Annotated in this window: 26 protein-coding genes; 13 read left to right on the forward strand and 13 right to left on the reverse strand. The window is 67.0% G+C overall.

All coding sequences use genetic code 11. The features are described from left to right. Positions 1-35 precede the first annotated feature (35 nt). Complete coding sequence (locus CVA01_RS13730) at positions 36-230, forward strand: hypothetical protein (protein WP_041630407.1); 195 nt, start codon at positions 36-38, stop codon at positions 228-230. Positions 231-401: 171 nt separating this feature from the next. On the opposite strand, the gene CVA01_RS13735 is transcribed toward CVA01_RS13730, so the two are convergent. Continuing rightward, a complete protein-coding gene (locus CVA01_RS13735) occupies positions 402-1,013 on the reverse strand; it encodes a resuscitation-promoting factor Rpf1 domain-containing protein (protein ID WP_073884107.1) in 612 nt (203 codons plus the stop codon). Positions 1,014-1,475: 462 nt separating this feature from the next. Here CVA01_RS13735 and CVA01_RS13740 point away from each other — a divergent pair, with 462 nt between their 5' ends. Beyond that, positions 1,476-1,865 (forward strand): cold-shock protein, encoded by a 390-nt coding sequence (locus CVA01_RS13740; protein ID WP_073884108.1) that lies wholly within the window; start codon positions 1,476-1,478, stop codon positions 1,863-1,865. A 29-nt stretch (positions 1,866-1,894) separates the two neighbouring features. On the opposite strand, the gene CVA01_RS13745 is transcribed toward CVA01_RS13740, so the two are convergent. The 3 genes from CVA01_RS13745 to CVA01_RS13755 are packed head-to-tail and all read right to left on the reverse strand — an operon-like array spanning position 1,895 to position 4,702. Next, on the reverse strand, positions 1,895-2,482 hold the full coding sequence (locus CVA01_RS13745; protein WP_141331525.1) for a DUF2771 domain-containing protein: 588 nt from the start codon (positions 2,480-2,482) through the stop codon (positions 1,895-1,897). Between the two features lie 25 nt (positions 2,483-2,507). Next, positions 2,508-3,905 (reverse strand): MFS transporter, encoded by a 1,398-nt coding sequence (locus tag CVA01_RS13750; RefSeq protein WP_244938317.1) that lies wholly within the window; start codon positions 3,903-3,905, stop codon positions 2,508-2,510. Next, entirely contained in the window at positions 3,902-4,702 is an 801-nt protein-coding gene (locus CVA01_RS13755; protein WP_244938318.1) for a glutaminyl-peptide cyclotransferase, read from the reverse strand. The genes CVA01_RS13750 and CVA01_RS13755 overlap by 4 nt, the downstream gene beginning before the upstream one ends. Before the next feature lie 81 nt (positions 4,703-4,783). Here CVA01_RS13755 and CVA01_RS13760 point away from each other — a divergent pair, with 81 nt between their 5' ends. The 3 genes from CVA01_RS13760 to CVA01_RS13770 all read left to right on the forward strand — a co-directional run bounded on the left by CVA01_RS13760 (position 4,784) and on the right by CVA01_RS13770 (position 8,004). Beyond that, complete coding sequence (locus tag CVA01_RS13760; protein WP_244938319.1) at positions 4,784-5,539, forward strand: DUF3027 domain-containing protein; 756 nt, start codon at positions 4,784-4,786, stop codon at positions 5,537-5,539. 130 nt (positions 5,540-5,669) lie between these two features. After that, positions 5,670-7,130, forward strand: coding sequence for an NCS2 family permease (locus CVA01_RS13765; protein WP_073884112.1), 1,461 nt, complete (start codon positions 5,670-5,672; stop codon positions 7,128-7,130). 28 nt (positions 7,131-7,158) lie between these two features. Next, positions 7,159-8,004 (forward strand): TrmH family RNA methyltransferase, encoded by an 846-nt coding sequence (locus CVA01_RS13770; protein WP_141331529.1) that lies wholly within the window; start codon positions 7,159-7,161, stop codon positions 8,002-8,004. A gap of 18 nt (positions 8,005-8,022) precedes the next feature. Here CVA01_RS13770 and CVA01_RS13775 read toward each other — a convergent pair whose 3' ends face one another. The 3 genes from CVA01_RS13775 to serC form a co-directional block, all read right to left on the reverse strand. Then, positions 8,023-8,949, reverse strand: a complete 927-nt coding sequence (locus CVA01_RS13775; protein ID WP_014009171.1) for a DUF6928 family protein — start codon at positions 8,947-8,949, stop codon at positions 8,023-8,025. A 6-nt stretch (positions 8,950-8,955) separates the two neighbouring features. Then, positions 8,956-9,996, reverse strand: coding sequence for a septation protein SepH (gene sepH, locus CVA01_RS13780; protein ID WP_141331531.1), 1,041 nt, complete (start codon positions 9,994-9,996; stop codon positions 8,956-8,958). 262 nt (positions 9,997-10,258) lie between these two features. Beyond that, the gene (gene serC / locus CVA01_RS13785) at positions 10,259-11,392 is read right to left on the reverse strand and encodes a phosphoserine transaminase (protein WP_141331534.1); all 1,134 of its coding nucleotides are present in this window, start codon (positions 11,390-11,392) and stop codon (positions 10,259-10,261) included. Between the two features lie 347 nt (positions 11,393-11,739). Here serC and CVA01_RS13790 point away from each other — a divergent pair, with 347 nt between their 5' ends. Together CVA01_RS13790 and CVA01_RS13795 are read left to right on the forward strand one after the other, a co-directional pair. Next, the gene (locus CVA01_RS13790) at positions 11,740-13,035 is read left to right on the forward strand and encodes a citrate synthase (protein ID WP_014009174.1); all 1,296 of its coding nucleotides are present in this window, start codon (positions 11,740-11,742) and stop codon (positions 13,033-13,035) included. A 150-nt stretch (positions 13,036-13,185) separates the two neighbouring features. Then, positions 13,186-13,545, forward strand: a complete 360-nt coding sequence (locus tag CVA01_RS13795) for an FKBP-type peptidyl-prolyl cis-trans isomerase (RefSeq protein ID WP_014009175.1) — start codon at positions 13,186-13,188, stop codon at positions 13,543-13,545. A 103-nt stretch (positions 13,546-13,648) separates the two neighbouring features. On the opposite strand, the gene CVA01_RS13800 is transcribed toward CVA01_RS13795, so the two are convergent. The 6 genes from CVA01_RS13800 to CVA01_RS13825 form a co-directional block, all read right to left on the reverse strand. Beyond that, entirely contained in the window at positions 13,649-14,212 is a 564-nt protein-coding gene (locus CVA01_RS13800; RefSeq protein ID WP_141331536.1) for a 2-oxo-4-hydroxy-4-carboxy-5-ureidoimidazoline decarboxylase, read from the reverse strand. A gap of 115 nt (positions 14,213-14,327) precedes the next feature. Next, the gene (locus tag CVA01_RS13805; RefSeq protein WP_073884115.1) at positions 14,328-15,515 is read right to left on the reverse strand and encodes an ABC transporter permease; all 1,188 of its coding nucleotides are present in this window, start codon (positions 15,513-15,515) and stop codon (positions 14,328-14,330) included. Further along, positions 15,512-16,402 (reverse strand): ABC transporter ATP-binding protein, encoded by an 891-nt coding sequence (locus tag CVA01_RS13810; protein ID WP_014009178.1) that lies wholly within the window; start codon positions 16,400-16,402, stop codon positions 15,512-15,514. The genes CVA01_RS13805 and CVA01_RS13810 overlap by 4 nt, the downstream gene beginning before the upstream one ends. 31 nt (positions 16,403-16,433) lie before the next feature. After that, complete coding sequence (locus CVA01_RS13815) at positions 16,434-16,997, reverse strand: hypothetical protein (protein WP_141331538.1); 564 nt, start codon at positions 16,995-16,997, stop codon at positions 16,434-16,436. Further along, entirely contained in the window at positions 16,994-17,587 is a 594-nt protein-coding gene (locus CVA01_RS13820; RefSeq protein WP_141331540.1) for a hypothetical protein, read from the reverse strand. Before CVA01_RS13820 ends, CVA01_RS13815 begins: the two co-directional genes overlap by 4 nt. Beyond that, positions 17,584-17,898, reverse strand: a complete 315-nt coding sequence (locus CVA01_RS13825) for a helix-turn-helix transcriptional regulator (RefSeq protein WP_141331542.1) — start codon at positions 17,896-17,898, stop codon at positions 17,584-17,586. The genes CVA01_RS13820 and CVA01_RS13825 overlap by 4 nt, the downstream gene beginning before the upstream one ends. Positions 17,899-18,477: 579 nt before the next feature. On the opposite strand from CVA01_RS13825, the gene CVA01_RS13830 reads away from it, so the two are divergent. The 6 genes from CVA01_RS13830 to CVA01_RS13855 all read left to right on the forward strand — a co-directional run bounded on the left by CVA01_RS13830 (position 18,478) and on the right by CVA01_RS13855 (position 25,255). Continuing rightward, entirely contained in the window at positions 18,478-19,098 is a 621-nt protein-coding gene (locus tag CVA01_RS13830) for a putative endonuclease domain-containing protein (protein ID WP_141331544.1), read from the forward strand. A 180-nt stretch (positions 19,099-19,278) separates the two neighbouring features. Beyond that, entirely contained in the window at positions 19,279-20,178 is a 900-nt protein-coding gene (locus tag CVA01_RS13835) for an aldo/keto reductase (protein ID WP_141331546.1), read from the forward strand. Positions 20,179-20,230: 52 nt separating this feature from the next. Next, complete coding sequence (locus CVA01_RS13840) at positions 20,231-20,971, forward strand: enoyl-CoA hydratase (protein WP_141331548.1); 741 nt, start codon at positions 20,231-20,233, stop codon at positions 20,969-20,971. A gap of 2 nt (positions 20,972-20,973) precedes the next feature. Further along, a complete protein-coding gene (locus CVA01_RS13845) occupies positions 20,974-23,382 on the forward strand; it encodes an HAD-IC family P-type ATPase (protein ID WP_141331550.1) in 2,409 nt (802 codons plus the stop codon). 36 nt (positions 23,383-23,418) lie between these two features. Further along, positions 23,419-24,528 carry a CE1758 family FMN-dependent luciferase-like monooxygenase gene (locus tag CVA01_RS13850; protein WP_141331552.1) on the forward strand — a complete coding sequence of 370 codons (1,110 nt, stop codon included), beginning with the start codon at positions 23,419-23,421 and terminating at the stop codon, positions 24,526-24,528. A gap of 31 nt (positions 24,529-24,559) precedes the next feature. Continuing rightward, positions 24,560-25,255, forward strand: coding sequence for a CE1759 family FMN reductase (locus CVA01_RS13855; protein WP_141331554.1), 696 nt, complete (start codon positions 24,560-24,562; stop codon positions 25,253-25,255). Positions 25,256-25,260: the final 5 nt, after the last annotated feature.

Raw genomic sequence — 25,260 nt, forward strand, 5'->3', positions numbered from 1 at the left:
CTGCCGTGCCGGTCAGGTGTGGAATGATGGGTGACATGGCTGATGTTGAGAAGAAGCACTTCGTTGATCCGGGCTGGCCGCAGGATGTCCCCGAGGGACATCACGCCGTCACCGAACTCCATGCCGCCGATGCCGGCGCACTGAGCCCCTACGGTGACCTGGAGTTTCCGGTCCCCGCCGAGACCCTGCACTACGTGCACCCGTTCACCGTGATCAACGGCGCGGAGTAGAACCTCCCCGGAAGCACCCCGTACGCCGGGTGCTTCCGTGCGCCCGCGTGCTCTCCGGTGCGCAGACACTTCGCCGGAGACGCAGAAGACGCCCCACGGAACAGTGATGTTCCGTGGGGCGTCTGTGCATTCCGCACATGCGACCGCCCGGGGGAGACCCCGGTGGTAGTTCTAGAACTTCAGGGCGGTGGCGGCGGCGTTGAAGCCGTCGAGGGCAGCGCTGTACTGGTCGTTCAGGTCGTTGCGGTTCGCGTTGTAGGCGTCGGTGACCTCCTGCGGCACGGCGACACCGCGGGCGGCGGCCTCGTCGTTGAGCTGCTTCCAGACGGCGTCGATGGCGAGGACGTCATCGGCGGCGTTGAGCTGCTGGACCTGGTTCTGGGAGGCCGGGGCGGCGGCCGGGGCGCTGCGCTCGGTCGGGGCGGAGCTCAGTCCGAGCTGGGAGGAGCAGGAGGGCCATGCGCCCCAGCCCTGGCCGGCGAGGACGCGCTCGCCGACGACGATCTGCTCTTCGCGGGAGGCCTGGTAGGCGTAGGGGGCGAACTCTCCTCCGCCGTAGCCGCTCCAGGTGCTCGGGGAGAACTGGAGACCACCGTGGAAGCCGTTGCCGGTGTTGATGGACCAGTCTCCGCCGGACTCACACTGTGCCAGGGCGTCCCAGTCGGAGTCGGGGGCGGCGGTGGCGGCCGGGGCCAGAGCGGCGCCCATGCCGGCGACGGCGATGCCGGCGACGGCGAGGCGCTTGGTGGAGGTCAGTCGGGTGCGGGTGTTGTGGCGTCCCATGATGCGGTTCGTTCCTTCCGGTGCAGGGTGGTCGTTCCTGTGAGGTCTGACGCTGCCCTGCGGAGTCCGTTGATGTCTCTGTGGATAGTGCAAGCGGGGACGTCCCCGCTCGGTTCGTTGGACAGCGTAACGGATTGGTCACGGTTTAGTCACGCTCTTGGGCTGAAATGCCGTGATTTTCGGGCAGGACGCGGGGTTTCCGGCATCGTCGTGACCGGAGCGTTCCTCAGCTGTCATCCAGCCGTGATTCGGTAAAGGTGCTGGTCAGCGCGTTCGTTATCGTTTCGTGCCCAAATTGTTACCGTATTGTGATTTTTTGGCACGGGTCCGGACTGTGGCGTTCGTCACACCGAGTCGATGCTGGGACTGCGGTGACTGCTGTGACTGTTGATAGTGGGGTAATGTCGTCTCTTCCGCTGTCGAGACCCGGTGGCGGAACGGAACAGAGAGTATGGAGGACACATGCCGACCGGCAAGGTGAAGTGGTTCGACGCCGACAAGGGCTTCGGATTCGTGTCTAACCCCGGCTATGACGACGTCCACGTGGGGCGCTCTGCGCTCCCGGAGGGCGTCACGGAACTCGTCCCCGGCCAGCGGGTCGAGTATGACGTGGCCACCGGCCTGCGGGGCAAGGCCCCTGAGGCCCTTCGTGTGACGGTGCTGGACCAGGGGCCGCGGCGTGCCGCCCACAAGTACACCCCGGAGAAGCTGCACGGGCTGGTGCAGGACACGGTCTCCCTGCTGGAGAACCGGGTCCAGCCGGTCCTGGAGTCCGGCAGGCGGCCGGGACGTAAGGAGGGCCACCAGGTCGCCGAGATCCTGCGGACCATCGCCCGCGAACTCGACTCCTGACCTGCGGCCCCGACCGGCCCCCGCTGACGTCACTTCTTCGGCGCGATGGACCAGACGGCGACGACGGGCTCTTCCTCGTCACCGGAGTCGTCGATGAGGACGCTCTGGATCTCGACGCCGATGAGGCGGGGATGGTTGCCGTCGTCGTCGGTCAGGCTCGACGACCCCTCGATGGTGACCTCCTTCGCCTCATTGGCGGCGTAGCTGCTGCTGGAGTTCGCCCCCTCATCGTCGTAGACCTGTAGCAGCGTCCAGTCGTGGTCGTACACGTCGGAAGGCAGTTTGAGGGTGATCTCACCGTCAGCCGGGATGTCGAGGGTCGAGGGATCCTCGTCGTTGGTCCGCTCGTCGCCGTCTGCCCAGATGGACCACGGTGCCAGCTCCGTCTCCCCGCCGTCGGCGGACACGGCGGTGACCCGCAGGTCGGCCGGCTTGGTGCCGTCCCGGGAGTCCATGTACTTCTGGATGCCCAGCACTGCCCCGGCCACCGCGGCCACCAGCACGATGACCCCCAGGAACATGAGGAGCTGCTTGCGCTGGGCGGCCTTGCGCCGCTGCTTCTTGGTGAGTCTCGGGGCCTTGGAAGACTCGGCGGACTCAGTGGACTCGTCCGGCATAGGGACCTGCTTTCGCTCGGCGGGGTCAGGACCGTGACCGCGCCCGGCCGATGAGGGAACCCACACCGAGACCACGGGACGCAAGGATCACATTGACGAAGAACACTGTACCGGTGGCGGCCAGGACGGCCATACCGACAGTGAGCTCGGTCGGCAGCAGCAGGCCCAGCGTCCCGCCGAGCACCCACGACAGCTGCAGCGTCGTCTCGGACAGTCCGAATGCGGACGCCTGGGCCGACGGGTTCAGCCCCGACTGGATCGTCGCGTCGAGACAGGACTTCGAGATCGCAGACCCCAGCGAGAGCAGAAGCGTCGCCACCGCCGCAGTGGGCACACCGTCGACCACGGCTGCGACGACCACGGAGGCCAGCGAGACGACGGCCAGCATGATGACGGTGAACCGTGGCCGGGAGAACTTCACCCGGGAGCCGACCGCATTGCCCAGGAAGGTGCCCACACCGCCGGCCGCGCCGACGACACCGAGCAACGCCAGCTGTTCGGCGCCTGAGAGGGTGTGGGAGGACTTCGCCACGAAAGCGACGTAGATCGTCATGAACCCGGTGCCGAGCCGCTGCATCGCGGTGCCCCACATCGCGGTCCGGGTGGCGTCGGGGAAACGCACGGACATCGACCGTCGCCACCGTCCGATCAACGACGAGGACGCAGAGGACGCAATGGGTGCCACGACAGTCGGAGCCTCCTCCACATCCGGCGCACCCATTGCCGGACCGAGGTCATCGGTCGGGGCGAAGGGGTCGGCGAAGATCTCGTCACCACTGCTCTCCGCGGTCGACGGGATGAGGCCGCAGAGGTAGATGCCGACCAGCGCGCACAACAGCAGCAGCCACAGTGCCTCCTTGGGGGAGAAGACGAAGGCCACGGCCGCCGCCGCAGCGCCGACCATCATCGATCCGCCGATGTGCCCGGTGATCATCAGCCGCGCATTCGCCCGCACCAGGTCGAGGTTCTCCGGGGCGAGTCGCGGTGTCACCGAGGATTTCAGCACCCCGTAGGATTTCGACAGCACCAGCATCCCGAGTGCCGCCGGGTACAGCAGCCATGAGTCGAAGTTCTGCAGCAGCACTGCGGCGAGGATCACCCGGGCGGCGAAGGTCAGTGACATCGCGACGCGGCGTCCGGTCCGGATCCTGTCGAGCAACGGACCGATCACCGGGGCCAGGACCGCGAAGGGGGCGATCGTCACCAGCAGGTAGGCGGCGACCGAGCCCTTGGACTCTCCGGTCGTCGCCGAGAAGAAGAGTGTTCCGGCCAGGGAGACGGCGAGCACGGCGTCCACCGCGAAGTTTGCGATGGTGGCGTACATCAGTGCCGTCAGCCCTGATTCGCGGGCCCCGTCGGCACCGAGCATGCCGTAGACCTTCGCGGTGAGCCGGTGCGTCCGGCCCGGCCGGTCGGTGTTCACTTCACGGTCACCTCGTAGACGGTGTCCCACAGCTTGCCGGTGATGAGGAAGTGGTCGGTGGTGCCGGGCACCTTCGCGATGCCGTTGAGGACGTCCGCCCCGTCCTTCTCCCGGGCGGGAAGATCCAGGTCGGACGTGTCGAGGACGCCGTTGACCTCACCGGTGGCCGGGTTGATCCGCAGGATGCGGTCGTCGTACCAGACATTCGCCCAGATGTCGCCGTCGGAGCAGTCCAGTTCATTGAGCTGGCCGACCGCATCGCCGTCGAGGGCGACCGACACCTCGCCGGTCACCGCGAATGTCGACGGGTCGCGGAAGGTCAGCTTGTCCGAGCCGTCGGACATGGCCAGACGCTCACCGTTGGAGCACAGTCCCCAACCTTCCCCCGTGTAGGACGCCTCGTCGGTCTGCTCGAGCGTGGCGGCGTCCCGCTTCACGGCTACACCGTGTTTCCAGGTCAGCTGCCATATGTCGTCACCGTGGCGGGTGGAGCCCTCACCGAAGTACTGCGGGTCGAGGTCGGCGGACACGGTCGCCGCGTCATGGGAGGCGTCGGTCCTCGGCGTCCGGTAGATACGGGACTGCCCCTCCTTGCCGGTGGAGACCAGCAGGTCGCCTTCCGGCATGACCTCGAGCCCCTGGGTGAAGGACGTCGGGTCCGAGGGGTACTCCGCGACAACCTCCGCGCTGAGGGATGCCACGTCCCCGGTGCCGCCCGAGCCGTCCGAGTCTCCGCCGCCGGAACCGGAGTCGCAGCTGGAGAGTACGAGCGGGGGAACACTCAGGAGCACGGACATGAGCCGCACGCCGTGACGCAAAGAGGGGCGTGAACTGGACGGGTACAGGGCCATGGGGACCATGCTGCCATAATGGGTGCTGTGAGTAGTCGAGGACATCAGGGACGGCCGTCGCACGACCGGACGCGACGGGGACGCGGTGTCCTGTTGTCGGCGCAGGGGATCAGCACCGCCCGGGAGGCCGTCCTCGATGTCGCCGGTCCGGACGGTGTCGGCGAGCACCTCGGAGGTTCGTCGACGAGCCCGGAGACCGCCGTCCACCGGTTCGCCTGCAAGGAGCGCGGTTACCGGGGCTGGGAGTGGATCGCCGTCGTCGCCTGCCCGCCGGGGGCGGACTACGTCACCGTCAACGAGGTCGCCCTCCATGCCGGTGACCGGGCGCTGTCCGCTCCCGCCTGGGTGCCCTACGAGGACCGGGTGCGTCCCGGTGACCTGCAGCCCGGCGACCAGCTGCCGCTGAAGGTGGATGACCCCCGGGTCGTCGACGAGGACGATCTCGTCGACGACGACGGGGTACGCCGCAACCCCGGCACCATGCGCACTCTCTCGCACGCCGGGTGGGACGCCGCGGTCCGCCGCTGGACCACCGGCGACACCGGCCCGGACTCCGAGTTCGCGCGCCGGGCGGAGCGGACCTGCGCGTCCTGTGCGTTCTGGCTGCCGCTGCAGCGTCGACGCCGGACTGAGGTCGGGGTGTGCTCCAACGAGTATTCCGCCGACGGTCGGGTCGTGGCCGCCGACTACGGCTGCGGTGCGCACTCGGACACTCCCCGCGACGAGGGCGAGGGGGCGGCGTCCCACAGCGCCTGGGACGACGGCGGGCCCGAGCGCTTCTGACGCGTTGCTGACGCACCACTGAGCGGAAAACCCGGTTGCGGAAAACCCGGTTCCGCTTGCGACCTGTGCGGGCAGGGGAGAAACTGGGACGTCTGACGTATTCCTGAGCTTGAAAGCTGGTTTCCCCCCAATGGCAACAACGACTGAACCCGACGGGTCGACGGACGCGAAGGAGGGGTCGTTCCTCGACCGCTTCTTCCACATCACCGAACGCGGGTCCACCGTCGGTACCGAGGTCCGCGGTGGTGTGGTCACCTTCTTCGCGATGGCCTACATCATCCTGCTGAACCCGCTGATCATCGGCACCGTCGCCGACCACACGGGTGCCGAACTCGGTGTCTCCGCCGTCGCTGCGGTCACCGCCTTCGCCGCCGGCGTGATGACCATCGCCTTCGGTGTGTTCGCCAAGTACCCCTTCGGCATCGCCGCCGGTCTGGGCATCAACACCCTGGTCGCGGTCACCTTCGTCTCCACCGAGGGGCTGACCTGGCCGGAGGCCATGGGTCTGGTCGTCATCGACGGCATCATCATCGTGATCCTGGCCGTCTCCGGCTTTCGTGAAGCTGTCTTCAACGCCATCCCGGCGTCCCTGAAGTCGGCGATCACCGTCGGTATCGGCCTGTTCATCGCCTTCGTCGGCGTCGTCGACTCCGGCTTCGTCACCCGCAACACCGACGACATGAACACGACCGTCCCGGTGAGCTTCGGCGTCGGCGGTTCCATCGTCAGCTGGTCCGGCGTGGTCTTCGTCGTCGGCCTGGTCACCTGTGGCATCCTCGCAGCCCGTAAGGTCCGCGGCGGCCTGTTCATCGGCATCGTCACCACCACCGTCTTCGCCGTCATCGTCCAGGCCATCGCCGGCGACGACAACCCGGAGTCCACCGGCTGGCACATGGCCACCCCGGACATCCCGGACTCCTTCGGCGGTATGCCGGATCTCGGCCTGCTCGGTGAGTTCGACCTCTTCGGCGCATTCACCCGCATCGGCTTCCTCTCCGCCTGCCTCCTCATCTTCACCCTGGTGCTGTCCAACTTCTTCGACGCCATGGGCACCATGACCGGTCTCGGCAAGCAGGCCGGACTGGCGAACGAGAAGGGCGTCCTGCCGAACATGCGCACCGCCCTGATCGTCGAGGGCGCCGGCGCGGTCGTCGGTGGCGGTGCCTCGGCGTCCTCCAACACGGTCTTCGTCGACTCCGCCGCCGGTATCGGCGACGGTGCCCGCACCGGTCTGGCGAATGTCGTCACCGGCGTGATCTTCCTCGCCGCGATGTTCCTCACCCCGCTCTACGAGGTCGTGCCGATCGAGGCCGCCGCGCCGGTGCTCGTCATCGTCGGTGCGATGATGATGGCCCAGATCAAGGACATCGACTTCGGCAACCTGGCGGTCGGTCTGCCGGCCTTCCTCACGATCGTCATGATGCCGTTCAGCTACTCCATCGCCAACGGTATCGGCATCGGCTTCGTCGCCTTCGTCGTCCTCCAGCTGGGTACCGGCAACTGGCGGAAGATCCACCCGCTGATGTACCTGGTGGCGATCCTCTTCGCCGTCTACTTCGGCATCGACCCGATCAAGGACGCGATCGGCTGATTCCTGCCGGACTGGGTACGCTGAACGGGTGACCAACCCGATCAGCATCACTGACCCCGCCGACCCCCGCCTCGACGACATCCGGGACCTGAACTCCTCGGACCGACGTCCTGACCTGCCGGGAGGGCGGGGTCTCGTCATTGCCGAGGGCAACCTCGTCGTGCCCCGGCTCGCGGCGTCCCGCTTCCCGGTCCGCTGCGTGGTGGGCTTCGCCCGGCGTCTGGAGGAACTCGAGGACGCCGCGTCCGCCGATCCTGCGGTCGCCGCCGGACTGGCGGACGTACCGATCTACGAGGTGTCCCGCGAGGTCCTGGCCGAGGTCGCCGGATTCGACATGCACCGTGGCCTCGTCGCCGCGGCTGACCGCGTCGGGGAGCCGACGGTCGGCGAGGTGCTCGACGGGCTCGATGAGGACAACCGCGTCATCGGCGTCCTCGAAGGGGTCGGGGACCACGAGAACATCGGCGCACTGTTCCGCAACGCCGCCGGCCTGGGCGTCGGCGCGGTGCTGCTGGGAGCCGGCTGCGCTGATCCGCTGTACCGCCGCGTGGTGCGGGTGTCGATGGGCCATGTGCTGCGTGTGCCGTTCGCCCACGTGCCCGGCAAGCCGACGACCTGGCAGCGTGGCCTGGCCGACCTACAGGAGCGGGGCTACCGCGTGGTGGCGATGACGCCGAACACCGACAACACCCTGGCGGACGCCGTGCGCGGTGCCGACAAGGTGGCCGTGATGGTCGGGGCGGAGGGGCCAGGGCTCACCGAGCATGCGATGCGGGTCGCGGACGTACGGGCGAAGATCCCTATGTCGCCGGGCACGGACTCACTGAATGTCGCCACCTCGGCGGCGGTCGGGTTCTACGCGGCCCAGTTCTAGGCCGGTTCTAGGCAGGTTCTAGCGCCCGGTGTTGCGGGCGCGGCGGCGGACTTCGTCGCCGATCCGGTGGGTTCCGGTACGGATCCATTCCACACCGGTGCGCAGCCCACGGCCGACGGACACCGCCGCCCCCTTCACCAGCTCACCGGTGGTGCGGGACTCGTCCTCGTTCTCCGGCTTGTCGGCGTAGTCGTCGTAGCCGGTGTCGGTGACCTCGCCGTCCATCGGGGCGGCGTCCGGCATGGCGGTGACGACGATGCGCCGCGGCGCGGACGAGCTGTCCGGGCGTCCGGCACGGGTCTCGGGGCGGCCGTCGACGGCGAAGGCGGCGACGGGGATGTCGATCTCGTCGGAGACCCGGAACCCCAGCCAGTGGGCGATCGCCGCGGCAGCCATCTCCGAGGGGCGGAAGGGAAGTTCGATACCGCGGGCTTCCGGAGCCTCCGACTCGCCGGCCCAGAAGGCCGCCTCGTCGGGCAGCGGGACGCCGGTGTCCTCGATGATGCGCTCCCGTGTGGCGTAGAAGCAGCGGGTCATCCGGCCACCGACCCAGTGGGCGAAGCCGCCGAGACCGTCGCGGTCGGTCGGGGTGTGCACCGTGACCAGCAGGTCGGCTGTGGGGATCATCGAGATGAGGGTGTCGAAGTGCTCGGTGAGCGTGGGGAGCCCGGACAGGGTCCAGTTCGACGGCACCTCGGGCAGCACGGTCTGGATCACGGTGAGACCCCGGTAACCGCCGATGTAGAACTCTCCCTCGCCGGGCGGTGCGGAGCGGTTCATGTCGAAGTCGCCGATGTGTGTCAGCGGCCAGGCCGGGTTGAGCTGGGCCAGGAGCTTGCGGGCATACCCGCGGTCCGCCTTCGGCTCGGCGACGAGGACGCCACGCGGATCGGCCGACGTGATGAACCAGAGCGTCACCACCTGCTGGTGGTCGTGGTCGGTCATCGTCGGCTACTTCTTCTTGCGCGGTGAGGTCCGGACACCGAGGAGGACATCCTCCCAGTGCGGGGTGCTGGTGCTGCGCTTACGCTTCGCCGGGTGGGACCGCTGGTCCGGGGTCGGGTCACCGAAGAGGTCGACGGTGGGGGCGATACCCGGTTCGTCGTCCGTGGACCGGTTGCCCGAGGCAGGGATGTCATGCCAGTCGGCCGGATCATCGACCGGGGCGTCCTCGTCGAGGGCGGCGTCCTCGTCCTCGACGGCGGGGGCGGAGACGGTGCGGACCGGTCGGTTGAACCGCGGGTCGACGAGGTCGTTGGCCACGGAGTTCGCCGGTTCGACGGTCGAGGGGCCGGTGCCCGGGGGAGGTGCCGGGACCCACCGGAACTCGGCGACGAACTGGGTCGCACCGTGCCGGTTGCCCCGGGTCCAGGTGACCGTGATGATCCAGTCGTCGGAGGAATCCATCGCGGCGTCCCAGGTGGAGGCGCGGACGTCTTCCTGACGGGCGGCGAAGGCGGTGGCGAGCGACTCCCAGAGGGTGTGCTCGGCGGGGCCGTCGGACAGTACCGGGTAGGCCTGACGGGCCAGCTCGGCGATGCGGTGGCGCTCCATCTGGATGGGGTGGGCGTAGGGGGTCAGGCGGGATTCCGGTGCCCCGGTCTCCTCCATGAGTTCGGCGACAGTCGCACCGTGGCGCAGCCGCTTCTGGATCTCGCGGGGACGCAGCTTCACCTTCGGCTTCGGCTCTTCGGCCGGACGCTCGACAGCGGTGACCGGGAGGGCCGGGGCGGGGTCGGCGTCCCCGGTGGAGGTTTCGGGTTCTGCGGAGGCTGCAGATTCTGCGGACGTTGCGGTGTCCGGCGTGGCGTCCGAGGCGTCCCCGTCTGCGCTGGTGTCCCCGCCTTCCTCGGCGGCGAGCTCGCGGGCGACGGTGATGTGGTCGCGCAGGGCGTCGGTCACCGGGATCCAGTAGAGCCGGTCACTCCCGGGATCGCGCAGGACAAGGGAGGCGGCGTCACTGTCGTCGGGGACGAACTCCAGTTCCTGCATCAGTGCCTCCGTGTCTCACGCTGTCGTGCGCTGTCCGGTGCCGGCCCATGGCCGTGCGGTGGGTACTCGTTGACGACTGTAGCGCACACCTGCACCGATGTGGGGGAGGACTGGGCCTGCACCCCCGGGGACGCTATCGTGGCTCCCGCCCGGACGACGAAGGTCCGCATCACGCAGTCAGAGGTCGTCGGGGAGCATGCTCCACCAACCTCAGCCTGCATGATGCGGACCTGCGGCCGGGACAGCCCGGCCGCCTGCGGCTCTACTTGCTGGCGACGCCGGCGTCGAGGATGTAGTCGATCGCCTTGGTCAGGGTGCGGATGTCCTCCGGCTCGATGGCCGGGAACATGCCGATGCGCAGCTGGTTGCGGCCCAGCTTGCGGTAGGGCTCGGTGTCCAGGACACCGTTGGCGCGCAGGGTCTTGGCGATGACGTCGGCGTCCACCGCGTCATCGAAGTCGATGGTGCCGACGACGAGGGAGCGGGAGTCTGCGTCCGCGACGAACGGGGTGGTCTCGGAGCGGCCCTCGGCCCAGTTGTAGAGGATGGAGGAGGACTCGGTGGTGCGCTCGACCATGCCCTCCAGGCCACCGTTCTCGTTCATCCACTTGACCTGGCTGTCCATCATCAGCAGGGTCGCGACGGCCGGGGTGTTGTAGGTCTGGTTCTTGCGGGAGTTGTCGACCGCGGTCTTCAGGTCCAGGAACGCCGGGATGTAGCGGTCGGACGCGGCGATCTTCTCGACGCGCTCCAGGGCGGCGGGGGAGAAGGCGGCGAACCACAGGCCACCGTCGGAGGCGAAGCACTTCTGCGGGGAGAAGTAGTAGACGTCGGTCTCGGTGATGTCGACGGGCAGTCCGCCGGCACCGGAGGTGGCGTCCACCGCGACGAGGGCGTCGGTGGCCGGACGCTTCACGGCGACCATCGCACCGGTGGAGGTCTCGTTGTGGGCCCAGCCGACGAGGTCGGCGTCCGTGCCGTCGAGCTCGGAGGCGGCGGGCGCGGTGCCCGGCTCGAAGGCGTGGATCTCGGGCTCGGCGAGCCACGGTGCCTTCTTGGAGACGGTGGCGAACTTCCCGGAGAACTCGCCGTAGGTGAGGTGGGCGGACTTCTCACGGATCAGGCCGAAGGACGCGGCGTCCCAGAACGCGGTCGCACCACCGAGGGAGGTGATGATCTCGTAACCCTCCGGGAGGTTGAACAGGTCGGCCAGGCCGGAGCGCACCGAACCGACGACCTCCTTGACGGCCGGCTGACGGTGGGAGGTGCCGATGATGTCGGTGCCTCCTGCGACGATCGCGTCGATCTGGGCCGGGCGGACCTTGGAGGGGCCGCAGCCGAAACGGCCGTCAGAGGGGAGAAGGTTCTCGGGGAGGGTCAGGAACTGATCGCTCATGGTGAGGTGATGTCCGCTTTCTTGTCGTCGTCCCCCGGGTCTTGTCGAGCCCGGGGTGTGCCACCGAACAGCCTAACCTGTACCGTCCATGACCGGAACAAGAGGCAAGAAGAAGGCGACGTAACTTTTAAGTGGGGTAGGGACTGGGGGTACCCGTGTCCTGCCCAATCGGGTACCGCTGTGTTGCGTATACCTTTAATTCTGTACAGTGTGTTCTATCCCACGACCGTCTGCGGTCCGGTGCGACCGGCCGTGCGCTCTGTAGCGGACTGCCACAACCAGTGGCACGCGGACTGTGGACGTAACGAGAACTACCGAGAACTTCAGAAACATCGAAAGGGATGTCAATGGCTTCCGAGAACCAGGACAAGGCCGTTCTCCACTACCCCGGTGGCGAGTACGAGATGCCGATCGTTGAGGCGACCGAAGGAAACTCCGGGTTCGCCCTGGGCAAGCTCCTCGCCGAGACCGGCCTGACCACCTTCGACCCCGGCTACGTGAGCACCGGCTCCACGAAGTCCGAGATCACCTACATCGACGGTGCGAACGGTATCCTGCGTTACCGCGGCTACGACATCGCTGATCTGGCCAACAACGCCAGCTTCAACGAGGTCAGCTACCTGCTGATCAACGGCGAACTGCCGAACGAGACCCAGCTGACGGACTTCAACGACAACATCCGCAAGCACACCCTGCTGGATGAGGACTTCAAGTCCCAGTTCAAGATCTTCCCGCGTAACGCCCACCCGATGAACGTCCTCGCGTCCTCGGTCAACATCCTCGCCACCTACTACGAGGATCAGCTTGACCCGCTGGACAAGGATCTCCAGCTCAAGAACACCTACCGCCTCATGGCGAAGGTCCCGATGCTGGCCGCTTACGCCTACCGTGCGTCCAAGGGCAAGCCCTACATGTACCCGGACAACAAGCTCAACGCGCGCGAGAACTTCCTGCGCAACATGTTCGGCTACCCGACCGAGGACTACGAGATCGACCCGGTCGTCGCCAAGGCGCTCGACAAGCTGCTCATCCTGCACGCCGACCATGAGCAGAACTGCTCCACCTCCACGGTGCGCATGGTCGCCTCCTCGCAGGCGAACATCTACGCCTCCATCGCTGCCGGCGTCAACGCCCTGTCCGGCCCGCTGCATGGTGGCGCCAACCAGGCCGTCCTGGAGATGCTGCAGGACATCCACGAGAACGGCGACGACGCGACCGAGTTCATGAACCGCGTCAAGAACAAGGAGCCGGGCGTCAAGCTCATGGGCTTCGGTCACCGCGTGTACCGCAACTACGACCCGCGTGCGGCCATCGTCAAGGAGTCCGCTCACGAGATCCTCGAGCACCTCGGTGGCGACAACCTCCTCGACCTTGCCATGAACCTGGAGCAGATCGCCCTCAACGACGACTACTTCATCAGTCGTAAGCTGTACCCGAACGTGGACTTCTACACCGGCCTGATCTACCGCGCCATGGGCTTCTCCGAGGACTTCTTCACCGTCCTCTTCGCCATGGGCCGCCTCCCGGGCTGGATCGCCCACTACATGGAGCAGGTCAACGACCCGACCGCCAAGATCAACCGCCCGCGGCAGATCTACACCGGCCAGTCCCTCCGTACCCTCACCCCGCGGTCCGAGCGCTAGTCTCCGACTCCGGTTCTGCGACCCCCGACCACGCCGTGGTCGGGGGTCCGGTGTTTCTCCGGGGTGCTTCCGACGTTTTGTCGTGCCTGGTCGTGTCATGACTGATAGACTGACGCGGTTCTATTCCACAAGAAGAGGAGTGTGACCTTCATGGTCAAGCCGCAGATCGATGTCCAGCAGGGGCCGGCACCCACCGAGCTCGTCATCGAGGACATCACCGTCGGCGACGGTGCGGAGGCTGTTCCCGGTGGCATGGTCGAGGTTCACTACGTGGGCGTCGACTACGAGACCGGTCAGGAGTTCGACTCCTCCTGGGACCGCGGCACCACCATCGAGTTCCCCCTCGCCGGCCTGATCCAGGGCTGGCAGGACGGCATCCCCGGCATGAAGGTCGGCGGACGCCGCAGGCTCACCATTCCGCCGGAGCTGGCCTACGGCCCCGTCGGCAGCGGTAACCCCCTCGCGGGCCGCACACTGGTCTTCATCATCGACCTCATCGACGCCAAGTAGCGTCGACCGCATCTGCAGTATCTTGCAGTATCTGCGCGGACATGCAGCAGGGCCCCGGGTGACTCCCGGGGCCCTGCTGTATGTCCGGGTGCCGGGGCCGTGGTCAGCCCCTCACCACGCTGCGCAGCCGCAGGGTGTTGATCCTCCCCAGTTCGCGCACGGTGGTCTCCCATTCGGTGACTGTGGGGTTGTCGAGGCGTCGGCGCAGAAGACGAAGTACCTCGTGACCGCCGATTCCCTGGGCGCAGACCAGGAACAGGTGGTGGAAGCGCTCCTCGTAGCGTCGGCAGAGATCGGCGACCTCGGCGAGCACCTCGGGTGGGGACTCGAGGATGAAGGACTGCTCCTCCCGCGAGTAGATGTCCGTGGTCTGCTCGCCGAGGGTGGGGTGGGCCTGGATACTGGTCAGCACCTCGACCCGTGGCATCCGGAGCAGTTCCCGGTGGGCGACGTCCAGCAGGTGTTCGAGGCTGCGGAAGGGGGCGGCGGCCGCGATCTCCTCGCCGAGCGTCGGGTTGTACAGCAGGTCACCGATCAGGGCGGAGATCTGTTCCCGGGACATCTTGTTGAGTTCGCCGAGTGTGGTGTGGAAGGGGGTCGCCGTACGGGTGGGGGCGATGAGGGCGGAGTCGGTGGGGGCGTCGGTGATCGTCTGTGATTCGCTCATGACCTCAGGTAACTCCTCCATCATTTCGGAGCTGTTACGGCGCAGTGACCCCGAGGGTTAACCTGTCGTCAGCGGGGTTCACTGTCAGTGTCCGACCTCCACCCGGGTGATGCGGTCACGCCTGCTGAAGTGCCCGCATCCAGGTCAGTCGACGCCCGTTGTTGAGGATCGACCCGCGGTAGATCCGCGCCACGACCATGAGCACGAGCAGCGTTGCCACTGCCAGCAGCAGGAAGGACGCCGCCAGACCGAGCAGTGACAGGTTCCCCGCCGCGTACTGCATCGGTGCCACACCCATCGACATCGGCGGCACCCAGGCCAGCACCTCCATCACCGTGGAGTCCATGGCCGACCAGCCGAAGATCGGCGGGTACATCACGGCGAAGAAGAGCAGCATCACCGGCATCTGGGTGCTGCCCAGCTCCTCGGCGCGGCTCACCAGGGAACCCGCGGCGGCGTACAGGGCGCTGAAGAAGAGCATCCCCAGGATGTACGAGACCATGAGGATCCCCAGCGTCGCCGGATCCAGATCGACATCCGCGAGCATCCCCGTCGCCGCCATGGAAGCCAGCGCCGCGCCGAGGATCACCGCGGTGCCGACGAAGCCGACGATGAGCATCGCGACGACCTTGCCGATCAGCAGGTCCAGGGGGCGGATGGTTGCCAGGATGATCTCCACCACCCGCGACGACTTCTCCTCGGTGACACGGCCCCCGACATTCGCCGCGAAGGTCATGATGAACGTGAGAATCACCATCGTGCCCAGCATCGTCGTCACCACTGCCGGCTGCGTGTCGTCGGTGGCCTCGTCGGAGACGTCGACGGTCTCCACCGTGGCGTCCGGGAGCGCGGCGGCGAACTCGCCCGGGTCCACGCCCACGGCGTCCAGGGCGTCATTCTGGGCGATGGCGGACGCGGCGACCTGGGACGCGGCCACCAGTGCGTCATCCGGGGTGCCGTCGGCGATGAGGGTGAAAACGTCATTGTCGCGAACCAGAGCGGCGTCCTTCCCGTCGTCCTTGATCGCGTCCACCGCTGCGTCGCGCGAATCGACCGAGGTCACGTCGATCCCTTCGCCGACAACTGCCGTGACCGCGGTCTCGTCGACTCCGGCGACGGCGAGAGAGGGATTGTCCTCGACACGGCTGTTGAGCCAGCTGATCAGGAACACGCCGCCGACGACCACGACGAGCACGATTGCCGCAGTGATGATCAGCCCTTTGCTCCGCATCGCGACCTGGATCTCGCGTCCGGTGACAGTCCGGATCGCATCGGCACGGGAGTACTTCTGTGTCGTAGTCATGAGGTCACGACCTCCTTGAAGAGTTCGTTGAGATCGGGGACGCGGCGGGTGAAGCCGTGTACCGGGCCCGCGGATATCGCCGCGGAGAGGATGGTCTGGTCGTCGATGCCGCCGGCGTCGAGGATCACGGCGTCCTCGGTCGTGTCGGTGACGGTCGTGCCGGCGGGATACCAGTCGCGGGCGGTGGTGCGGACCTCGTAGAGGACCGGGCCGCGGGTGCGCAGCTCGTCGACGGTGCCTTCGGCGCGCATCTCGCCGTGGGTGATGATGCCGACACGGTGGCAGAGCCGTTGCACCAGGTCGAGCTGGTGGGAGGAGAAGAGGACGGGGACGCCCTCGGACGCCTTCTGCAGGAGCATCTCACTCATGACGTTGACGGCGACGGGGTCGAGGCCGCTGAACGGCTCATCGAGGATGAGGATCGCAGGGTCGTGGACGAGGGATGCGGCGAGCTGGACGCGCTGCTGGTTGCCCAGCGAGAGCTCCTCGAGCTTGGAGTCGGCACGGTCGGCCAGTCCGAGCTGGTCGAGCAGGTCCGCGGTGGTCTGCTGGGCCTTCTGCTTGGTGAGGCCGTGGATCTTTCCGAAGAAGACGAGTTGGTCGGCGATGCGTTCCTTGTCGTAGAGTCCGCGTTCCTCCGGCATGTAGCCGATGGTTCGGCGGATGTCGTCGTTGATTCTCTCGCCGTCGACGCGGGCCTCGCCGGCGTCCGCGGAGAGGACGCCGAGGGTGATGCGCATTGCGGTGGACTTCCCCGCGCCGTTGGAGCCGACGAAGCCGTAGACCTCGCCGGGGTTGACGGTGAGGGACAGATCGGTCAGGGCGCGGACGGTGGCGTCGCCGGTGCCGAAGGTTTTGGTGAGACGGTCAAGTTCTAGGGTGGACATGGTCGCTCCTCAGTGTCGGTACTACCGATTATTACTGTTTTCGGGGAAAACTTCCGGGGGGGACCGGACCGAACGTTGTGGCGTAGGCGATAGTCGGCATGGCGCTGAGTGCAAGCAGTCCGATGAGGCTGAAAAGACCTCCGGTGTAGATCCAGTTGCTCAGGTCGTCGGGGCCCGAGGTGCCCAGGATGATCATGTAGGCGGAGACGGCGATCGCCAGCAGGACGAGCCAGCCGTAGGCGATGGCCTGCCAGTTCCGGATGGTCTCCTGTTCGTACTCGTCGAGTTCTTCGTCAGGGGCGACGTCCCGGGTGTTGATCACGGTGCGCAGCATCGTCCATGCGACGAGCATGACGACGGTGAATGCGAGCCAGGCGAACAGGGCGGGACGCCAGAAGACCTGGACGACGCCGATGATCAGCCCGAAGGCCAGGGAGCCGAGGTAGATCCTGATGAGCAGTCGGGTTCGCGCTTCGGTACGCCAGTTGGGCAGGGACGCGGCGACGGCGGCACTGCGTCGGCGCCATCGGTCGGCACGGGCGGCCAGGTGACGTTCGGCGGCGTTGAGGCCGGTGAGCGGATTCATGGTGTTCATGACGGGTCCTCTCGGGTGGTGGTGGATGCGGTGGTGTTCAAGGCGTCCGCGTCCTCGATCTCTTCTGCCTCCCCGGAGATGAGGGGGTCGCGGTTCATGCCGCCGGCGATGGATCGGAGGATGACCAGGGGGACGAAGATCAAGAAGGCTGCCGTGGCGTAGAGGCATGCGTAGAGCGAGTCGATGAGGGTATCGAAACTCTCCGGGCCTTGTCTCCGGAACAGGGTGAGTAGGGAGAATGTCATCCACACGATCATGAGCAGGCCCTGGGCCCACAGCAACGCGGTGCGCTGAGCTTTGTAACGGCGCAGAAGCTCGTACTCGTCGAGTTCGTCATCCGGGCGGTTGTCCTGGCTGCGGATGGACCGGCGCAGTGCGACCTGGGCGACGACGGAGATCATGGTTCCGAGGAACCATGCGACCAATCCGGTGTCCTCCTGGATAAAGCGCAGCGGAACTCCGAGGAGAATGACGGCGATGCCGAAGTCTGCGCCGAGGACCAGTCGTTGCCGGGTGCGGACAATGGGCGGGACGGGGCGTTTGGTCGGACGGCTTGATTGGCCGTTGGTGGTCCCCGTGGGAGAGGTCACGGGGACTCCTTTCCTGGGGTTGGAGGGGTGTCTGCGGGCGGGGTGTCGTCGGCGGTATCGGCAGACCGGTAGATCTCGGTGGACATCGGACCGAACGGGGTGCGGCTGAACACGGCCTCGACCGGGAGGCTGAAGATCTCGCAGATGCGGAAGGCGAGGTCGAGGCTGGGGGAGTGGTCCCCGCGTTCCAGCGCACCGACGGTCTGGGGATTGACGCCGATCAGCTCGGCGAGTTGTGCACGGGACATGTCCCGTTCCGCGCGCAGCACCCGGACCCGGTTGTGGATCACGGCCTTCTTCTTTGGGGACATGACTCAAAGTATTGTATAAACCCAACACTTTGTCAATGGTTCGCATCATCCTGGCGTCCTTCCCGTCTTCCTCCCGTCCACCACGGAGGTTGCGTCACCGGATGAGCGGAACTGTGGCAGCGAAACAGGGAAACGGTGATGCAAACTCTGCGGGGGCAATCGCGGGGCCACGAATCCCGCTAGACTGACGACGCGCCGCGGGGGTCTCGGGCAGGGGACCGGGGAGGGACCATGAAGCAGGAGCATGACGGGAATCCGCCGCCGGAAAAGAAGTTGTGGCGGACCAGGGCATTGCTGGCGTCCGGAATGACCAGGGCCGGGATCGACAAGGCGGTTGCGGAGGGGACCATGTTCAGGCTGTGTCACGGCGTGTAATCGGACCGCGAGCCGACAGACGGTGAACGCCTCGGTGCATTCGTCGCGGCGCGTCCCGAGTTCGCCTACACCGGCGAGACCGCCGCCTTCCTCTACGGGCTGACAGACCTGTCCTGGCCGGCCACTGCCAGAGTGCCGAGGAAGAACAGTCACGACGGTGGACGCCGACTCAGCCTCACAACAGGGAGCGTCCGCCGCTCGAGAATGATACGGGGAGTTCCGGCGACGTCCCCGCTGGAGACTGCGGTCGATCTCTCGCTTCCGGACGCCACCCTGCGGTCATTCCTGCAGGAGCAGTACCGCGGTGCCAGGGGGAATGACGCACTGGCCGAGGATCTCGCAGCACTTCCTCCCCAGCGCAGGGCGCGGGCGGCGGAGCTTCTCGACGGGCTGATCACCGGTACGGCGAGCAACCTCGAGCTGAGGGCGGTGACGGCCATCATCGGCGCGCTCGACGGCATTGATGTGGAGGTGATCGTCAACGGAATGGTCCAGGGCTACCGCTTCGACATCGTCATCCCGGAGGCAGGCGTCCTCATTGAAATCGACAGTTACGCCTACCACGGCGAGGGCGGGGAATTCACGACGGAGGACAGTCACCTGAAGGGCCGGTGGAAGAGAAACGCTGCGGCGCGTTTCGGCTGGACTCTGCTCTCCTACACCGACCGGTGCATCGATTTCACACTGACGTACACGCTGGCTGAGATCGTGGACACCGTCCGCTACAACCTGGCGTACCCGCGCACGCGCAGGAAGCGGACGGATGAGGACCGGATCCGGACTGATTCGCCGGTGCAGACCTGGAACCCGCTGCTGCTGCGGTGAGACGGCCGACCTCGGCGAGGTTGCGTCACCGTATGGGCGGATCTGTGGCAGCGGGTCCGAGAATCAGTGACGCAAACTCGGCGCGGGGGACGAAGTGAGGATGCGGGTCGGCGCGCAGCAGACCCTTCGCGGTGAGCCGATCGCTGCATGTGCCGGGGGGAGGACGCGTATAACGGGGACATGACTGAATCGACCACACAGAACACCTCGACCGGCAACACCCCGACCGACACGGTCACCCTCAACGACGGGCACACCATCCCGCAGCTCGGCCTCGGCGTGTGGGAACTCACCCCCGAGGAGGCCTACACCTCCACGCGCGCCGCCATCGCCGCCGGCATCCGCCACATCGACACCGCCGCTGGCTACGGCAACGAGGCCAATGTCGGCCGCGCCATCGCCGACGCGATCGAGGCCGGCGAAGTCACCCGCGACGACCTCTTCATCACCACCAAGCTGTGGAACGCCGACCAGGGCTTCGACGAGGCGAAGGCCGCGCTCGGCGTCTCCCTGTCCAATCTCGGTCTCGACCACGTCGACCTCTACCTCATCCACTGGCCCGTCCAGCCCTGGGGTCGCTACGTCGACACCTGGAAGGCCCTCGTCGCCGAGCGCAAGGCGGGCAAGGCCACGTCCATCGGCGTCTCCAACTTCTACCCGGAGGTCCTCGACGAGATCATCGCCGCGACCGGCGTCGTCCCGGCGGTCAACCAGATCGAGGTCCACCCCGGCTTCTCCCAGCAGGAGCAGCGCGAGGACAACGACACCCGCGGCATCAGGACAGAAGCATGGTCGCCGCTGGGTCGTGGCGTCCTCGATCATCCGGTCATCACCGGCATCGCGGAGGTGCACGGCGTCACCCCGGCGCAGGTGATCATCCGCTGGCACCTGGACCAGGGAGTCATCGTGTTCCCCCGGTCGAAGCGTCCGGAACGGGTGGCGGAGAACGCCGCGGTCGGCGGCTTCACGCTCACCGCAGAGGAGATCGCGGCGATCACCGCGATCGACGGGGACGCCGACTACGCCGGACGTGTCGGCGGTGATCCCCGCACCGCGGTCTTCGGCACTCCGCTGGCCTGACCCCGGCCTGAGGCTGACCCGGTCCGGACGCCGACCACGAAAATGGGGGACAATGGGCGGCATGACAGAGAACGCGGTGTCGCTGGAGATCGACGGGCGGGTGGCGGTGGTCACCCTGACCCGACCGGACCGCAGAAATGCGCTGGACGCCGAGGTGTGCACGCAGCTCACCGCAGCACTGGAGGACGCCACCTCCCGCGGCGGCATCCGCGCCATCCTGCTGCGTGGTGAAGGCCCGGCTTTCTGTGCCGGGGCGAACCTCAAAGGCGGGGTCTACGCCGACAACTTCTTCGCCGCGTTGGAGAAGATGCTGACCACGGTCACCGATGTTCCGGTGCCGGTCATCGCGGATATCCAGGGCCCCGCGGTCGGCGCGGGCTGCCAGCTCGCCCTGGCCTGTGACCTGCGTGTCATGGGGGAGGGCGCCGTCACCTGGGTCCCCGCCGTGCAGCACGGCTTCGCCCTGGATCCGTGGACCGTGAACCGCGCCGTGGAGTTGCTCGGCGGCACCCATGCCCGCAATATGCTCGTCGCCGGGGCGAAGGTCGACCGGGATGCCGCACTGACCTGTGGCTTCGCCATTCAGCCGGGCACCTCAGAGGAGGCCCTGGCCTTCGCGCACCGTGTCAGTGAACACGCCCCGCTGTCGACCGCCTGGTTCAAGAAGGCGCTCAATCATCCCGAGGCCCCGGAGCTCGCGGATGAGGCCAGGGCCTGCTGGGCCAGCCGCGATGTCCAGGAGGCGCGCACCGCCCGGGCGGACCGCCGGGCCCCGGTCTTCGAGGGGCGGTAGGGGTGGCCGAGAACACCGGCACAACCGAACTCACCGGACTCACCAGCGCCGAGGTCGAACAGCGCGTCTCTGACGGGCGCGCCAATGTCACCGGCCGCGGCACGGGGCGCAGCGTCCTCCAGATCATTCGGGCGAATGTCTTCACCAGGGTCAATGCGATCCTCGGCGTCCTCGCGGTGATCGTGCTGTCGACCGGCTCGGTCATCAACGCCGCCTTCGGGCTGCTGATCATCGCGAACTCGGCGATCGGGATCATCCAGGAGCTGCGGGCGAAGAAGACCCTCGACAACCTGAAGATTGTGGGGGAGACGCAGCCGACCGTCATCCGTGACGGGGAGAAGCTGACCGTCCACCAGAGCGAGGTGGTCGTCGACGACCTCATCGTGCTGAAGTCCGGTGACGAGATCGTCGTCGACGGTCCGGTGCTCGACGGGGATTTCTCGGTCGACGAGTCCCAGCTCACCGGCGAGGCCGATCCGGTGCACAAGGAGGACGGCGAGGAGCTGCGCTCCGGGTCATTCGTCACCTCCGGCCACGGTATCTACCGGGCCGAGCATGTCGGCGACGATGCCTACGCCGCCCGCCTCGCCAGGCAGGCCAGTGAGTTCTCGCTGACTGATTCGGTGCTGATGAGCGGTATCAACTCCATCCTCAAGGTCATCACCTGGCTGCTGATCCCGACCGGCGTCCTCACCATCTGGACGCAGCTGGTCCGTTCGGGCACGGATGTGAAGGAGTCCATCCTCTCGATGGCCGCGGCGATCGTGCCGATGGTCCCGGAGGGACTGGTGCTGATGACGTCCATCGCCTTCGCCGCCGGGGTGATCCGGCTGGGGCAGTACAAGGCCCTGGTCAACGAGCTCGTGGCGATCGAGGGGCTGGCCCGGGTCAACACGGTGTGCACCGACAAGACCGGCACGCTGACCACCAACGAGATGGAGCTCGACGGTGTCCACGCCGTGGACGGCTCGGACGCGCCGGACGAGCTGCGTGAGGCGCTGGGCAGGCTTGTAGCCACCCAGGAGGACCGCAATGACACCTCCGAGGCCATCGGCACGGCGATTCCCGCTGACCCGCTGACCGGCACGGAGATCCCCTTCAACTCCCGGTACAAGTTCTCCGGCGTCCAGACCGGGGACGCCGCCTGGATCCTCGGTGCCCCGGATGTCCTCCTGGCGCCGGACGGAGAGGCGGCGGCGACCGCAAAGGAGCTGGGGGACGCCGGCCTGCGCGTCCTCGCATTCGGGAAGGTGCCCGGCCAGCTCACCGTCCCGGGGGAGGACGCCACCATGGCGGACGCCCCCACCCTCGATGAACCTGCACTGGTGACGCTGCGCCAGCAGCTGCGTCCGGACGCCCGGGAGACCCTCGACTTCTTCGCCGAGCAGGACGTGGACCTGAAGATCATCTCCGGCGACAACCCGGACTCGGTGAAGGCTGTGGCTGCCGGGGCGACTGACCGCGAGCTCGTCGCCGTGGATGCCAGGGAACTCGACGACCTGTCCGAGGCGGACTTCGATGCGGAGATCGCCCGGGCGAATGTCTTCGGCCGGGTCTCTCCGGAGCAGAAGCAGCAGATGGTGGAGTCCCTGCACCGGGCGGACCGGACCGTCGCGATGACCGGTGACGGCGTCAATGATGTGCTCGCACTGAAGAAGGCGGACATCGGTGTCGCCATGGGTTCCGGTTCGGCCGCGACCCGGTCAGTCGCGCAGCTGGTGCTGCTGACCAACAGGTTCTCCGCGCTGCCGAAGGTCGTCGCCGAGGGGCGTCGGGTCATCGGCAATATCGAGCGGGTGGCGAACCTCTTCCTGACGAAGACCGTCTACTCGGTGGTGCTGGCGCTGGTCGTCGGCATCCTCGGGATCTCCTTCCCCTTCCAGCCGATTCACGTGACCATCACGGGGTGGTTCACCATCGGTATTCCGGCGTTCATCCTGTCACTGGCGCCGAACACTGAGCGTCCGCGTGACGGTTTCGTCAGAAGGGTGCTGTCACTGGCGCTGCCCTCGGGGCTGCTGATCGGCGGTATCGCGGTGGGCATGTGGATCGTGGTCTATCCGGGCGGGGACGCCCCACAGCTCGAGCGTGACCAGGCCGGCACCGCGGTGCTGCTGGCGCTGATCATCATGGGCCTGTGGGTGCTGGGGATCGTGGCGCGTCCGCTGAACTGGTGGAAGGTACTGCTGTTGTGCGGCTGCGTGGTCGGCTACCTGGTGATCTTCACGGTGCCCTTCCTGCGGGAACTGGTGCTGCTGGAGCCTGGGGATGCGTCCCTCATGGTCACCGGTGCGGTGGTCGGCGTGTGTGGTGCGGCGGTCATTGAGGTGGTGCACCGGGTGCTGTCGCGGGTGCGGAAGGCGAAGGCCGAGGCGGACGAGCAGGATACGGAGAAGTCGCCCGCAAAGTAGTTGACATATCAACTAAATAGGAGAATGATCGGAGTCATGGAATTCGGAATCTTCACCATCGGCGACGTCACCACTGACCCCACCACCGGTCGCACCCCTACCGAGCATGAGCGGATCCGCTCCACTGTCCGCTATGCGAGAAAGGCCGAGGAAGTCGGCCTCGACATCTTCGCCACCGGCGAGCACCACAACCCTCCGTTCGCGGCCCCGGCAAACCCGCCGATCCTGCTCTCGCACCTCGCCGCGCAGACCGAACGGCTGCGCTTCTCGACCGCCACCACCCTGATCACCACCAATGACCCGGTGCGCCTGGCCGAGGACTACGCCTACGCCCAGCATCTCACCGGAGGACGTCTCGACCTCATGCTCGGCCGCGGCAACACCGGACCCGTCTACCCGTGGTTCGGTGCAGACATCCGCCAGGGCATTCCGCTGGCCGTGGAGAAGTACCATCTGCTGCGCCGGCTGTGGCGGGAGGAGAACGTCAGCTGGTCCGGTGAGTTCCGCACTTCGCTGCAGAACTTCACGTCCACGCCGCGTCCTCTCGACGGCACCCCGCCGTTCGTCTGGCACGGCTCGATCCGTTCACCGGAGATCGCCGAGCAGGCCGCGTACTACGGCGACGGCTTCTTCCATAACCACATCTTCTGGAACATCGAGCACACACGGAAGATGGTCCGGCTCTACCGGCAGCGCTACGAGCACTACGGGCACGGTGCGCGTGAGGAGGCGATCGTCGGCCTCGGCGGTCAGGTGTTCATCGGCGAGACCGAGGCTGCGGCGAAGAAGACCTTCCGCCCCTACTTCGACAATGCCCCGGTCTACGGCCACGGCCCGTCGATGGAGGACTTCACGCAGATGACGCCGCTGACCGTCGGCACCGTCGACCAGGTCATCGAGCGTTATCTCGGCTACGCCGACGAGGTCGGTGACTACCAGCGTCAGCTCTTCCTCGTCGACCATGCCGGACTGCCGGAGTCTGCGGTCCTGGAACAGATCGAGATCCTCGGTACCGAGGTCGTCCCGGTGCTGCGTCGGGAGTTCGAGGCGCGGCGTCCTGCGAATATACCCTCGGACCCGCCGCGCGGTGGGCTGGCCGCCGTCGAGCCCGCCACGAAGCATAACCACGCTGCAACGGACAAGTAGCGGAGTAGCAGAGACAAGTGGAGGAGAAGTGATGAAGACTCTCGTCATCGTCAACGCCGGCCTGGGTGATCCTTCGACCACCCGCCAGGTCGCCGAGCAGATCGCGGATGCCACGGTCCGTCAGGTCACCGCCGCCGGAGAAGGGCTGGACGTCCGGGTTGTCGACGTGCGCGCCCTGGCCGCAGACCTTGCGACATACATGACCACGTTCATCGCCACGCCGGCCCTGGAGGACGCCCGACGCACCGTCACCGATGCTGATGCCCTCATTGCCGCCACGCCGGTGTTCCAGGGCAGCTACTCCGGGCTGTTCAAGATGTTCTTCGATGCGCTGGACATGAAGTCACTGGCCGGGATCCCGGTGACCATGGTCGCCACCGCCGGGACGGCGCGCCACTCCATGGTCCTGGACTTCGCGGTGCGTCCGCTGCTGTCGTTCCTCCATGCCGTGGTGCTGCCTACGGGTGTCTTCGTGGACACCGCCGAGTTCGGTGCAGATTCTGCCCTGCCCCGACGAGTGGCGACGGCGGCAGGGGAGTTGGCTGAGCAGCTGACCTCTGTTGTGTCCGGGGTCGCGGGATTCACGGGATCCACGGAAACCCGTGAACCCGTGGAAGGGGACGCTACCGCCGGTGAGGGTGTTGACGGTGCTGCGCCGGAGGGCGCGGACTTCCATGTCCCTGCCGGCGGCTTCGCCGCGCTGCTGGCCGGGCACTCGGGGGAGTAGTCGGC

Source organism: Corynebacterium variabile (assembly GCF_006539825.1).
Taxonomy (GTDB): Bacteria; Actinomycetota; Actinomycetes; order Mycobacteriales; family Mycobacteriaceae; genus Corynebacterium; species Corynebacterium variabile.